The organism is Frigidibacter sp. RF13, assembly GCF_026626305.1.
Classification (GTDB): Bacteria; Pseudomonadota; Alphaproteobacteria; order Rhodobacterales; family Rhodobacteraceae; genus TMP-24.
This window is the reverse complement of the sequence record NZ_JAPNUE010000012.1, coordinates 29,170-42,884: the sequence shown is the minus strand read 5'-3', so window position 1 is coordinate 42,884 and position 13,715 is coordinate 29,170. Positions and strand designations below refer to the sequence as shown.

Genomic DNA, 13,715 nt, shown 5'->3' with positions numbered 1-13,715 from the left:
CTATGTTACAAATAGTTAGACGGATTTCGATCTGAACAAGCCTAGCCGTTCCGCCCGTTCCAGCAGCATCGCGACCGATGACGGCTGCCAGCTGGTCCGCCCGCGGGGCGTGCGCTCACGCATCGCTTCCAGCCGGACGCAGATCGCCTGTAGCGTGATGTCGGGATCCGCACCTTTGATGGCGGCGACAATGGCGAGCAGACGGTCGTCGGTTTCGCGCCGCCCGGCGCGGTCGAGTACATTCCCTGGCAGAAAGCCGTCGCGAACATAGGCATTCACGGCGCGGAGCAAGCGGCTTTGTGTCCAGCAGCGTTCGCGGGGCAGGGGGCCGTTGACGATGCGCAGCACGTCTTCCCAGGCCATGTCGGGCCGCAGGCGGCGTACATGGGGCACCCAGTCCTGGGCCGTCTCGTTCAGCCGCTCCATGTAGCCGTCCTGCCGCGCCAGCCGCACCTTGCGCAACGCTGCCGGATCACGGGCGCGCAGGCCCGGATTGCCGCCAACCCGGCCTTTGGTTTTTGCGCTGGCCAGCCCGGCCTTGGTGCGTTCGCGGATCAAGGCGCGCTCGAACTCGGCCGCGGCACCCAGGACCTGCAGGGTGAACTTGCCCTGCGGGGAGAACGTGTCGATCGGGTCCATGAGCGAGCGGAAGAAGGCGCCTTTCGCCTCCAGCCGCTCGATCACTTCCAGCAAATGCGAAAGCGACCGCGCCAGCCGGTCGATGCGTACGACGACCAGCGTGTCACCCTTGCCGATCCGGTCCAGCACGCGGGCCAGCACCGGCCGGGCCCGGTCTCCGCCCGAAGCCTGTTCCTCGTGGATCTCGACGCAGCCTGCGGATTTCAGGGCCTGCGACTGGGGCAGGGGGGTCTGATCCTCGGTCGAGACGCGCGCATAGCCGATCAGGGGCATCAAAACAGGCCGTTTGCAGTTTCATATGCTGCCAATAAACGACCGTTTGGCCTCGATCAGTCGCCAAGCAGGTCCGCCGCCGGGTTCTCGCTGATCTCGACATCGGCATAGTATTTCTGGGCCTGAACGGCCGAGCGATGCAGGCTCAGCTTCATGGCCGCGGCCAGAGGCGCACCGTCCAGCGCGGCTTGGGTCAGGAAGCCTGCACGCAGCCCGTGCGGCGTGGCGTAATCCTCTGGCAGGCCCGCCAGCCGCAGCCGGTGCCGCAGGATGGTCCGCAGCGCATCCGAGGCCAGGCGGCGGGGCAGGGGGCGGTCAGAGATACTGACCGGCCGGAACAGCGGGCCGGTTCTCAAACCCGTTACCTCCAGCCAATGGACCACGGCCCGCGCTGCCCGTCCCTTCAGCGGCAGTTTCGGCGCCTGGTCCTTCTTGGTCGTCTTGGTCTCCAGAAGCCGGATCCACAACAGGCCTTTGGTGGCAAAGTCATCGCGGCCTATGTCCTCCACGTTCAGGGCAGACACTTCCGACCGGCGCCGCCCACCCGAGCCGAAAGCCAGCATCAGCATCGCCCGGTCCCGGATGCCGCGATGGGTGTCGTCGCAGGTGGCCAGCAGCGCCTCCAGGATGTCGCGGGTCACGGGTTTGGGCGATTTGGGCGTGCGGGGCCGCGCGTTCGCCCTGCGCGCCTTCTGCCGGGCCTGTTGCACCAGGGGCGCCGAGAAGGGAGAAGCCAGATTCCGCATGCGGTGGAAAGCCTGCCAGCTGGCGATGCGCCGATCCAGTGTGGCCGGCGCAGGACAAGTGAGCGCGACCCTGAGGCCAATCGCGTTCAGTTCAAGTGCGACGTCCTGGGCGGAGCCGGGCTTGCCGGTCAGGTCCTGGGCATGGTCCAGGATGAATCGCAGGGCGACTTTCTCGTCCTCGGGCCAGCTCAGCGGCCGTCCGAACGCTGCCATCTTCCAGGCGGCGATATAGGCCAGGTCGCGCTCCCAGGCGCGCAGAGTGTTAGGCGGCGTGCCGCGCCGGTAGAGGTCGCTCAGTGCGGCTTCGTCGGCGTCCGACAATTGGGCGTAGGCGGGCAGGACAAGTGTGGTCATGGAGGCCGTTCTGAGCGGATTTCTTGGATCAGAATGCGCTGGACTCGGGCAGGTTTCAATAGTCATGATAAGGCGGACTTATCGTGACGAACAGCCACGCACAGAAATCACTTGGGTAATGCGCAGAAATCAAGAATAAAGACCATATGAGGCGCGATAGACCAATATCTGTTGAAGAAGACATGGATCACGATCGTGGACCCTACGATCCCGATCCGGTGGCAGAGCAGGATTTATGGTTCTTGCCGGGCGACGGGGGAGAGGATGAGGGGCTGCCGCCCGGGCCCCGGGCCGAACGGGTGCGGCTTTTCGATCCGAACCGCTGGCAGGCGGCGCAGGACCAGCTGTCGCGCCCGCTTGCCGAGCTTGCGGCCCTCTTCGGCGCGCTCGACGAACGGCTGCGCGGCGCGCCGGAGGGCTGGCACCAGCGGCTGGCGCTTCTCGAGGTGGCCGATCTTGGCTGGTGGACGGGTGACCGGATTGCATCCGACCGGCTGGCGCTGTGGGTCGGGCTCAGGCTTGGCGCAACGGGCGAGGATGCGCAGGCCGTCATCCGGGCGGGCTGGGCGGTGCGGCGCCTGTCGGCCGGGCCCGGTCCGTCGGACGGCGGGTGGGAGGCGGGGCTGGCGGCCTTTCTCGGCCGGGCGGCAGCAGACGGTGAGCGCCCCGAAAGCCTGGCCGATCTGGCCGACTTCATGGCCGATACCGCCGCACTTCATCCCGTCACGCAGGGCGCGATGCTGTTTCACGGCTGGCGGATGCTGGGTCCGGAGCGGGCAGGGCAGGGGGCGACGATCGACGTGGAGGCCGCGGTTCTGGCCGCGCGCCATGCTGCCGGGGCAGGGCGGGGCGGGGCGCTCTTCCTGCCGCTCGCGCTCACGGGACCGACGGCCCTGCGCGCGACCGGGACCGAGGCGGAGCGGCTCGGCGCCTGGATCGCCGGGGCCGCCCAGGCCACGCAGGCCGCGCTCCTGCAGCTTGACCGCTTGCGCGACTGGGACGCCCGCGCGCGCGCCGCGACCACCGATCTCTCGGGTCGCACCCCGCCCGCGTTGATCACAGCCCTGGCCGCCTGGCCGATGATCTCGGCGCCGCTGGCCGAGGCGATCACTGACGCCAGCCGGGCCGCAGTTCAGCGCAACCTCGACAGGTTCGCCACGCGCGGCCTGATCCGCGAGCTCACAGGGGCGGGGCGCTACAGGGTCTGGGCGGCGCAGGTGTGACAGGCACGCGGCCTCCTGAACACCGTCCGCTGCCGTCCTCCAGATGACGTTGTGGCGCCTTGCTGATCTGTTTCCGATCGGCCGGGAATTGTTTCCACAGATGCGCTGGATTTTGGTTAATGACATTTTGACCGGCAATCGTCTTTATCCTAGGTTGCATCTTGCAGGTCGCGCCCTCAACCAAGGGCTGCGGCCTTCGTTATGCCGATCACACGTGTCAGGGGTTGCCTTTCTTGTCATCAGTTTCCGGCGCCCTCCCTTCCCTCAATCATACCGGTACGGCACCCGCGCGGGCTCGCCTCCGAGCCCTGTTCTGAAAGGATCAGCCCGATGTCCAAGACCAAGGAAACCACCGCCCCGCAGTCCTCCGACGCAGTCAACGGCACCGCCGCGCCTGCGCTCAGCCCCGAGGTGCTGGCGAAGATCCAGGAGCTGCGCACCCAGGTCCGCGAAAGCTTTGGCCAGGTGGTGATGGCGGTGATGAACCTGCCGCGCTACCGGCATCAGTCGCTGGGGGACCTCACGCAGATGGTGCTGGAGCCTTTGATTCGCGACCGGATCGCCATCGCCCGGCCGGCGAAGGAAGAGCCGGGCATGCTGAGCGACATCGCGGGCTTCGCGATCTGGGCCTCGGTCAGCGAGGAGGTGGACGCCAAGATCCGCGACCAGATCAAGTCGGCCACCTTCCCGATCCGGCTGAAGCCCGAGGACTGGCAGTCGGGCAGCATCAACTGGCTTCTCGACGTGATCGCGCCGGACCGGAAGACCGCGGGGCGGGTGATCGCCAATTTCCGTCAGGTCGTGAAGGAGGGCGAACTCAGGATGCATCCGCATGTCGTCGGGCTCATGGAGAAGGAAATGCTGGAGAAAATCACGGCCAACGCGGCGAAGTTGAAAGAGTCGGCCAAGACCGATTGAGCGGGCGCAGATCCTGGGAAGGCCCAGTTCGGGCCTTCCCGATGCAGAATGCCGAGGGAGGGCCAACGTGATACCAGAACTGCTGCCATTGATGCCGGGGTTCTTCCCGGTCTCTGTTCCCGGCGGGGGGATCGTCGCGTGAGGCTTGCGCTCAAACTCATCGCGCTTGGGCTCGTCTTGCTGCTCGCGGTTCCCACGGCGATCTTCTGGCCACTTTCCTCGTATTTCTGGCAGGGAGTGCTCTATGAGATGGGTTTCGGCATTCTGGTTGGCGTGGTCACCGAACGCTGGCACCAGCAAATGGTCGTGACCATTGACACGCCCTCGGGGCCGGTCAGCGGCAGCACGGTGCAGGCCATTCGCTGGGAGGGGAGTTGGAAGGAAAAAGGACAGCTCGGGGGGTTCTCCGCGCGGGGTGAGGCGGTTGCGTTCGAGGTGGCGCCGGGCCGCTGGCTCTTCGCGCTTCTGGATGGCAGGCCAGGTTTCAATCTCGCCTATGCCGTTTCCGCAGAGCAGAGCCGCTTCAGCTCTCACGAGGCGATGGATCTGATCAAGGCGCTGCCGGAGGAAGAGCCGGTCGTGCTGCCGCGCGAGGTCTGGCCACGGCTGGTGACCTTCGACGATATCGCCGACCCCAAGACCGTGCGGCGGGTGGACCCCGACGATCTGGATGCGACCTTCGGCTGCGACCGGGGCCTGACGGCGGCGGAGGCGCCCTGGCGGGCCGAGGGGCGGACCTGGGCCTCCTGGGCCTGGGAACAGGGCTACCGGCAGGAGGCGGCGCGCGCGGCGGCGGAGGCCGGGATCACCGGCGATGCGGCGGCGGCTTTGGTGGAGTTTGCCTGGATCACGCGGCCGGATCACGACTGGTTCGAAGGTTATGAGGCGCGGCGCGATGCGCTGAAGACACGCTTTACGCGCGAGGAGGCTGCGCGCTGGACCGAGGCCTGGGCGGCACAATCGAAGCTGCGCGGCCCGCGCTCCGGCCCCTACCCGTTCCAGACGCTGATCCCCACCCCGACCGAGCGCGCCGCCCCCCACGGCGGCCCCTGTTACAGGTTGACAGAAGTCACCCTCGCCGTGACCGACGCGCCGGTGACAGAGGGCAAGGTGGAGGCAGTGTTGGGGTGGCTGGACGACATCTGGCCCAACAGACTCGATGGGCGGCGCTACGAAACAATTGATGCCACGGAGCGATTCGCGAATTCGCTTAGTGCAAATTCATTCTCGACGGAGATAGCCCGATGACCGTATCAGAGAAAGAGCTTTTCCTCGCTCTCTTGTCGATGGACGCCTACAACCGGGGCTATGGGAGCGCCATCAATGACGGTGTTAACCTCGATGAAAGAGGAAATGACATTGACGGCCTCGGCGGTATCGGGTCGGCAATAGGCAGTGCAACTGTCATTCAGCAGTCGGCAACAGAGGCAGGTACACCTGGTGTCGCCGCCGGCTTCTACGCCGTCGCCTATGACACGCCCTACGGTACGGTCATTTCCTACCGGGGCACAGATGGCTTGAACCCACTCGGCGGCTACTATGGCGGCAGCGACGCAATACATGGCTGGCCAATCGGCGGTGGCTTCACTGGTGAGGGCGGAGGGGCGCAGCCGGACCAGCTGCCCCTGTCGCTCGACTTCCTTCAAAGCGTTCAGGCCAGCACCACGGGCGGTTTGACCCTCACCGGCCATTCCCTCGGCGGCGGGCTGGCCGGTCTCTGGTCTCGGGTCCTGGGCCTGCAGGCGACCATATTCGACCCGATGTCCTACCTTTCCGCCAGCGACAGCTTGCTCAAGCACAGCGGCCGCGAGGCGTCAGATATGGCGGGCGGCTATTTCATGCCGGGCGAAACACTGGGGTCAGTCTTGAGGCCTACCGGATATTTCTCAGAGCGGGACAACACGAATTATCCGTGGTTGAAAGATGCGGGCCTGACTGACGCTGAGACGAACCTAGCGCATGTTCCATCTAGCCTCCTCCCCGGATTAACGTTACACAGTATGGCTGGGCTGGTTTTGCAGCTGTTTTCAGACAAGGAGGAGCTGTCGGAAAACTGGGCTTCGATCCACCAGGAGGTGTTCAGAGCGCTCTTTGGAAATAACGCCGCAGACGCAATCAGGCCCGCAGACGAAAGCCGTTTCCACGAGGGGTTCATTGCGGAGAATCTTCTGCGCGCGGTTGCCTATTCTGTACTGGACAGCGACACGCTGGTTTTCGGCAGCGTGGGGGCCAGGGCGATGTTCGACGACCTGTCGGACCTCGGACTGGCCGTCAAGACCAACGCCGAGTTCGCAAGGGAAATCGAAAGCCTGCCATCAAACCCGATGCTACAGGGCGGATTTCGCCAGGCGATAGCCGAGACGGTCGTGCAGTTTGCGGGCCTGATGGCGCTGCGCAAGATCGAAGCCGGAGCAACGGGCCAGACGAGCGGGTACGATGCTCTGCAGGGCATCCTGAGTTTTCTGACCGACGGTCAGCGGAATGAAGATCCGACCACCCGCGAGGGCGAGATACTGGTCCTCGACCTGGGATCCGACATTTGGGATCTCACGGAGAACAACGAAAGCGCATCGCCAACCAAGGCGCCGATCCTGATGACCGCCTGGCTCGACGCGCTCCTGGCGTCCCAGGCGGGCGGATCGGAAGATGAGATTCTCGAAGCGCTTTTCGGGGTGCCCGAGGCGCTTCATGGCTGGACGGAAGCGGGTCTTGCCGGACGTTATGTCGATGGCGTGCAAATCAGAACGGTTGCCGGTTCCGGCCCAGTCAAGCTTTCGCAAGAGGATGTGGGAAGTACCGAGGCGAACCGTGCGAGCCTTTTCTTCGGTGCGGAGGGTGCAGATAAGGTCGAAGGGTCAGGGTTCAACGAGATATTTGTACTCGGAGCCGGCGACGACGAGGTCTATGCGGGTGGCGGGTCGGACGTTCTGTTCGGGGGTGAAGGGTCGGACCGGTTCACCGATCTCTTCGCGGCAGATGCGGCGAGCGGCTTGCCGGAAGGTGCCCGCTATCGCGATGTCATCGTCGGTATCGATCTTGCCCAGATCAACCCAGGAAACACCGATGGCAATCTTCGCTACGAGGCCGAAGATTTTCTGAGATGGCGGCTTTCGGAGACGGGCTCAAGCTACTTCGGTGTCGACCTGTCGGAAACGAACGAGGTGGTCTTTTCCGCCGCCCTATCAACCGATCAAGCGCCGGACTACGCAACCAGGGGTCTCGAGATCGCCGATCTCAAGCTGGGCACCGTGGGTGCCATCGAGGTTGTCGAACTAACCATCGACAATCTGAATGCGACTGAAGAGGATCGCCGTCGCATTGAGGCACTGTTCGGCATTCAGAAGATCACGCTCTCGGAGCGGGCGGACGTTGCGAAGATTACAGACGACTGGCTGAAGGTTCCGCTGGTTATCGACTTTGGTTCCTATGCGCCGGGCGAGGTGACAGAGGCGGACTATGATCATGTTTCGCTGGAGCCGTTGCAACGTGGCGCGACCGTCATAAACGGATTAATAAACACGATCGCAGGACAAGGCTCTGGTAGTAGCCCCTTTAGGGGCGATCCGTCTTTCGACAGAGGGGCGCTTTTGAGCGTCGCCGGGGTTGGGCAGCTTCTTGATCGTGGCCCTGCGTTCGATCTGAGGGATTTTGACTCAGCGCTGACGCTGACTGGATTCGAGAGGCTGACCGGTACCGCTTATGGCGATACGCTGATTTTCAGCGAGAACGATCTTTCCAAGAGCCTTCTCGACAGCGAGGTTCGCGGTCTTTCCTCGTCAACCGTCCGAGACGTTCAGTCGGGTACGGGGGACGACATCGTCATCGTGTTTGATCCTGCCAGATTTGACAAATCTCAGACTGTCGACGTCGAGGCTGGCGGGCGCCCGAACGATGAGACAAAGGCAGGCGCAGAGCTTGTCCTTTCTGTAGATGGCGGCGACGGCAATGATTGGCTCGTTGTCTCAGGCGGGGAGGGGGCGCGGGCGATCGGGGGTGTTGGCCGAGACTGGATTCTGAACACATCTGTCAATGGTGAGATCTATACGGATAGCTATTCCGGGCTGGATGCGAACGGGATGCCTATTGACCAGAATGCGCGCGATGCTGATGGGCGTCTGTCCAACGCGGATGAGGTCTGGTGGTGGCAGGGGACCAGGCTCATGGATCCCGACGAAAACGACCAGCTGCGCTTCTTCGGCCTGCCGCTCGTTGGCGGGTCGAACGAAGTGCCGATGCTCGGCTTCATGGCCTTCGGTGCAATGAGCGGTGTGGGTGGCTCGATCTACTACGATTACATTCTGCCGTTCATCCAGTATCGATATGATGGCGAGCGACTATATGTGATCAACTCGGTCGCCGAGCTTTTTGGCCTTGGAACACCAACGAAGCTCGGGGAAGCAGATGGCGACGGACCGATCCTGCACGGCACGATGACCGTCGAGAACTTCGACAACGGCCCTGCGGTCAGTTTCGGCGCTGATCTTTTGGACTTCGCAGGCGACCTCGGTATGGTGTTCAAGAACGCGAACTCGCGCTTGTCGCTGCTTGGAATGCTGCCCGGGTTTCCTGGTGGGATCAACCGCACAGCCGTTTTGCAAGACGCCCTTGTGACGATTGCGAACGCTGGCAAGAAGCAATTCAAGGCGCTGAACTGGCTGGAGCCAGCCGACCCCCTCATCCTCGACCTCGATGGCGACGGGATCGAGACCGTCAGCATGGACGATGCCGAAGTGTGGTTCGATCATGACGGTGATCTCTTCGGCGAGAAGACCGGTTGGCTGAAGGGGGACGACGGGTTCCTTGTCCGCGATCTCGATGGCAACGGGCGGATCGACGATATTTCCGAGATGTTCGGGGGCGTGGGTCGGTCGGGTTTCGCGGCGCTGGCCGAGCTCGACACGAACGGCGATGGCAAGGTCGATGCGGCCGATGTCGCCTATGGCGAGCTCATGGTCTGGCGCGACCGCGACCAGGACGGGGTGACGGATGCGGGCGAGCTGACATCGCTCGCAGCACTCGGGATCCTGTCGATCGACGTGACGGGCAATGCGCTTGACGTGACGACGCCGCAGGGCACGCATCTGATCCGGTCGGGCCAGTTCACCTGGGCGGACGGGCACAAGGGCAATGCGTTCGACGCTGTGTTCGAGATGAGTGATGTCGATACGAAGTTCGCGGGTGAGAACGGTCTGGCAGCCTGGCTTGGCGACACACCGCTTTCGGCCAAGGGCTTCGGGCGGATTACGAATCTGGCGGTGGCGGCCTCGAACGATTTCGCGGTCCGCGACATGCTGGCGGATGTCGCTGCCAATGTGACGGTGCCAAACCTCGAGGACATGCGGCAGAAGACCGGGGCGGTGCTTGGTCAGTGGGGCTTCTCGCTGGAAGAGAGCCGCGAACTGACGCCGGTGCTTCTGTCGTCGGACGGCAAGGTGCTGATCGACCGGGCGGTTTGGGTCGAGGATCAGGCGGGCGGGTTCTGGCAGCTGGAAAGCGGCCAGCCGATCCTAGCGGGAGATGGGTCGACCATCGCCCGACCGACGATGGAGGATGTGCTGGCGCAAAGCGCCGCGAATGGCGCGCACTGGCAGCTTGAGCAGCTCTGGTCGCCCTCGACGCGCGCGAACGAACTCCAGCACCGGCAGAATGCGCCCTATCTGGTAAGCCTGATCAATGGCCGGGCGGTCGTTGTTGACTATGGGATCGAGAATCCGGACGGAAGCTGGCGGCTGGCGAGTGGCACGCCGGTTGTCGATGCCGACGGGCAGGCAATCGCGTCACCGACAGTCGCAGATATCATGGCACAGGCCCATGCGGCCGGGCAGGAGTGGCGCGTCGAGGCGATCGGTTTCAACCCCTATGCGGCTATCGATGTCGAAGAGATCGGCGTCTATCAGGTCGACGGCGTCGTGGTCGACTACACGGTGCGGGTGACGGACCAGGACGGTGATTTCTACGTCTGGGCCCGCAACCTCGACCGGGCGCTAGAGCTGCAGGACAAGTACGGCCATGCGCGCGGCTTCAATCTGCGGTCGTATGAGGTGGATTTCGATACATTGGATGTCGTGAACTCGACGACCAACAGCACCTACCGGGTCGAGATGCTGACCCCGGGCCAGTTCCACTTTGCCACGTCGCTGGCCGGAATCGACTTTGTGCCGGCGATGCTGACTGCGACCTATGACAATCAGGCTGGCCAGATCGCCTATTCGGTGAACGAGAGCGGCAGCGCGAGCCTGTCGGACGATCACTATGAGTCCGGCATCAAGGCGATGATCGGGCTGCTCGATACCGTCATCGACCAATATATCACCGCCTCGCGGGCTTTCGCGCTCAGGCTGGGGTTCCAGGGTGGCATGTCGTCCTTCTTCCCCGGCCTCGCCTATGATGTGGCGACCGACCAGTTCTATTCGACGACGGACCGCGAACTGGCGCCGATGTTCGAGGCGATTTTCGCGGCCGCGCCTGATGGCGCGACGCCGTCCTACGATTATCTGCGCGACTGGCACCAGATCCTGTCGACCCTCTATCCCGATTACCGGATGGACGGCACCGGAAACCTCTTCGGCACGACCGTTTCGCTGGATCAGCGCTACATCCTGCAGATGATGCTGCCCGCCTACCAGAACGTAGGTATCGACATCGACCTGCGTGGTGCCATGAACGCACTCGGGATTGATGAAACGCGGCTCATCGACGAGCCGAACGCGCCCAATCTGCCCGCGTCGTCCAGCGCGGAATATCATGGCACCACCGGCACGGATTTCATCCTGATCGGCGCGGGAGAAGCCAACTATCGCGGCGGGTCGGGCAGTGATGTCTATTACGCTGGAAAGAATTTCGGCGACGCTGTCATTGCGGATGTCGATGGCGGCGCCCCGGATGAACTGCGCTTCACCGAAGTCACCTCCAGCCAGGTCATCGCGACCAGGGTCGGGCAGGATCTGATCCTGACGGCAGCGGGGCAGACCGGCCGGATCACCGTTCACAATCACTTCCTCGGCGAGGCCAATACCAACAGCTTCGGCAGATATAGGGAAGACACGGCCCTCAAGGCCATTGTCTTTGCCGACGGTGTCGTCTGGGACAAGATGAAGATCGCCTATGCCGTCGCCAACCCGCAAGACACCGATCAGGTGATCGCGGGGTCCGGCGATCTCGACATCATGTGGGGTGGCAAGGGCAATGACGTCCTTCACGGCAGCGCTGGCGGTGACATCTATGTTTTTGCCAAAGGCGACGGGCAGGATGTTGTCGACGAACAGAACCTGCCGACAGAGTTGCCGGGCAAGGCGGGGCTCGATTTCCTCCAGTTCACCGGTGACATCACCGCTGACGATCTGCATCTGACCCGGACCGGCAAGAGCAATGATCTTTTCATCCAGCTCAAGAACAAGGACGGCAGCTTTACCGGCGACACGATTCTGGTAAAGGATCAGTTCGGCGGCATGCGGCTCAATCTGGGCGAATTCCTCGGCGGGATCGATCCATCCCTGGCCTTGGACTATATCGCGCCGAACCTCATCGAAAAGTTTCTGTTCGAGGACGGCAGCTGGCTCGACTTTACCGAGATCACGCAGCGGGTACTGAAGAACGCCAAGACCGATGGCGCGGACGCGATCTATGGCTTCATCGACGCCGATACTCTCGACGGCGGCCTCGGCGACGACCTGCTGCAGGGGCTTGAGGGCGGTGACACCTATATTTTCGGCCGCGGAATCTCCGGCCGCGGATACGGCCACGATGTCATCGACGACAACGACTATTCGGTGAAGCTGTTCGGTGCGCCCGACGATACGCTGACGTTCATCGACGGGCTGAGGTGGTCGGATTTCGACTTCATCCGCGACGGAGCGTCCGACACTCTAACCCTGCAAATCCATGGCAAGACCGACCGTGTAACGCTTCTCAACCAGGACACCTACCTGCCGTTCCTCGGCGCACCCGATGCTATCGAGCGGTTCGTCTTTGCTCCCGACGAGCAAGATAAAAAACCCGTTGTCTGGTCCCAGAGCGATCTTTTCCAGAAATTCATCGACGCCTATGCTACGCAAGGCAACGACACGCTCTACGGCTTTTCGACCAACGACCGGATGGACGGCAAGGCAGGCGACGACCTTCTTCAGGGCGGTGGCGGCAGCGACAGCTATCTCGTGCGCCGGGGCGACGGATCGGACATCATTTTCGATGCGGGCGGCGGCAACGATCAGCTGATCTTCGAACATATCAACTTTGGTGATGGCGTGCTTGGCGACCTGACGGTTTCGCGGACCGCGCTCGATCTGATCTTCACCATCCGTGACACCGGTCAGGTCATCACCCTGCGGGATCAGTATGTCCGCGGTGGTAGGCAGGCCCACGCGGTCGAAACCTTCGTCTTTGCCGATCGCGTCATAGCTTACACCGATCTGAACCCCGAAGATGTCGATCTGATCGGAACCGATCAGGCCGAGCATCTTGTCGGCAGCGACTTCGGCGAGATCATCGACGGAAAGGGCGGCAACGATACGCTTGAAGGCGGCTCTGACGGGGATACCTATAAGTTCGACGCAGGCTACGGCAACGACACGATCATCGATACGCAGGTCCGGGCGTCCTGGGCGGGGCGTCAAAAGACCGAGACGGAACAGCCCGATCGCGTCATATTCGGGCCGAATCTGACGGCATCTATCGCCTCTTTCGCCAAGATCGGCGACGATCTGGTGATCAGCTTTGCCGGCTGGTCGGATACGCTGACGATCCGCAACCAGTTCCGCAATGTGACGGACGGGGTCGAGATCTTCCAATTCAGCGACCTCACGCTGACAATATCGGATATTGAACAGACCTATCTTCAGATTTCCGGCGGCAACCGCGGTGACAACCTAATCACTGGTCTCGATGACCAACCGAACACGCTCGACGGGCGTCAGGGCGAAGACACGCTCGTCGGCGGCAACATGGCCGATCTTTATGCATTCGGCATTGGCTACGGCTATGACCAGATCCTTGAGAAGACTGACGCAGGCAGCATCAAGGATCGCGTCCGCTTCGGCGAAGGCGTCACGCTGGACTCGCTGATCATCCGTCGCGATGTGAACGATCTGCTGATCGACCTCGGAAACGGCGAAGACGTGCTGCGCATTGTCGGCGGCCTGACCAGCACGACGGTCGAGGAATTTGCCTTCGCCGACAATACCGTCGTCACGCTCAACGACCTGCGCGTCCGCATGCTGCAGGGGACCACCGGACACGACAAGCTTGAGGGCTTCTCAAGCGACGATCGTCTGGAAGGCGGCGCGGGTTCTGACGAGCTGATCGGCGGCGGCGGCAACGATACCTATGTCTTTGGCCATGGTGACGGCCAGGATTCCGTTCTGGAATCTTCGGGAACGGACGTCATCGAATTCCGCAAGGGTGTCACTGCCGATCAGGTCAGTTTTGAGACGGCGGGCGACAATCTGATCATCCGGCTTGCCCCCGGGGGCGACAGTCTGGTGGTGCTGGGCGGTGCGGGCAAGGTTGCGGGTTTGCAGGTCGAAACCTTCCGCTTCAACGACGGGGTTCTCGGCGATGATGGCCA

6 protein-coding genes (1 of these 6 running past the window's edge) are annotated in these 13,715 nt (G+C 62.9%); 4 read left to right on the top strand and 2 right to left on the bottom strand.

The window, feature by feature from the left end; genetic code table 11:
* Positions 1-15 precede the first annotated feature (15 nt).
* Both OU426_RS16340 and OU426_RS16335 read right to left on the bottom strand, forming a co-directional pair.
* Positions 16-912: a recombinase family protein gene (locus OU426_RS16340; protein WP_267635167.1), complete on the bottom strand. Its 897-nt coding sequence runs from the start codon at positions 910-912 to the stop codon at positions 16-18.
* 56 nt (positions 913-968) lie between these two features.
* Entirely contained in the window at positions 969-2,012 is a 1,044-nt protein-coding gene (locus tag OU426_RS16335) for a tyrosine-type recombinase/integrase (protein WP_267635165.1), read from the bottom strand.
* A gap of 182 nt (positions 2,013-2,194) precedes the next feature.
* Here OU426_RS16335 and OU426_RS16330 point away from each other — a divergent pair, with 182 nt between their 5' ends.
* The 4 genes from OU426_RS16330 to OU426_RS16315 form a co-directional block, all read left to right on the top strand.
* Positions 2,195-3,235, top strand: a complete 1,041-nt coding sequence (locus OU426_RS16330) for a hypothetical protein (protein WP_267635164.1) — start codon at positions 2,195-2,197, stop codon at positions 3,233-3,235.
* 330 nt (positions 3,236-3,565) lie between these two features.
* Positions 3,566-4,153: a toxin-activating lysine-acyltransferase gene (locus OU426_RS16325; RefSeq protein ID WP_267635163.1), complete on the top strand. Its 588-nt coding sequence runs from the start codon at positions 3,566-3,568 to the stop codon at positions 4,151-4,153.
* A gap of 138 nt (positions 4,154-4,291) precedes the next feature.
* The gene (locus tag OU426_RS16320) at positions 4,292-5,401 is read left to right on the top strand and encodes a hypothetical protein (RefSeq protein WP_267635162.1); all 1,110 of its coding nucleotides are present in this window, start codon (positions 4,292-4,294) and stop codon (positions 5,399-5,401) included.
* Positions 5,398-13,715, top strand: partial view of a tandem-95 repeat protein gene (locus OU426_RS16315; protein ID WP_267635160.1) — the 5' portion only. 18,100 nt of this gene lie beyond the right edge of the window; the window shows 8,318 of its 26,418 coding nt (coding positions 1-8,318); it begins with the start codon at positions 5,398-5,400; its stop codon lies off the right edge, out of view. Before OU426_RS16320 ends, OU426_RS16315 begins: the two co-directional genes overlap by 4 nt.

Excerpts from the sequence above, each read along its gene's own strand:
- OU426_RS16335 (WP_267635165.1), bottom strand. The coding sequence starts at position 2,012 with ATGACCACACTTGTCCTGCCCGCCTACGCCCAATTGTCGGACGCCGAC.
- OU426_RS16325 (WP_267635163.1), top strand. The coding sequence starts at position 3,566 with ATGTCCAAGACCAAGGAAACCACCGCCCCGCAGTCCTCCGACGCAGTC.
- OU426_RS16340 (WP_267635167.1), bottom strand. The coding sequence starts at position 912 with ATGCCCCTGATCGGCTATGCGCGCGTCTCGACCGAGGATCAGACCCCC.
- OU426_RS16330 (WP_267635164.1), top strand. The coding sequence starts at position 2,195 with ATGGATCACGATCGTGGACCCTACGATCCCGATCCGGTGGCAGAGCAG.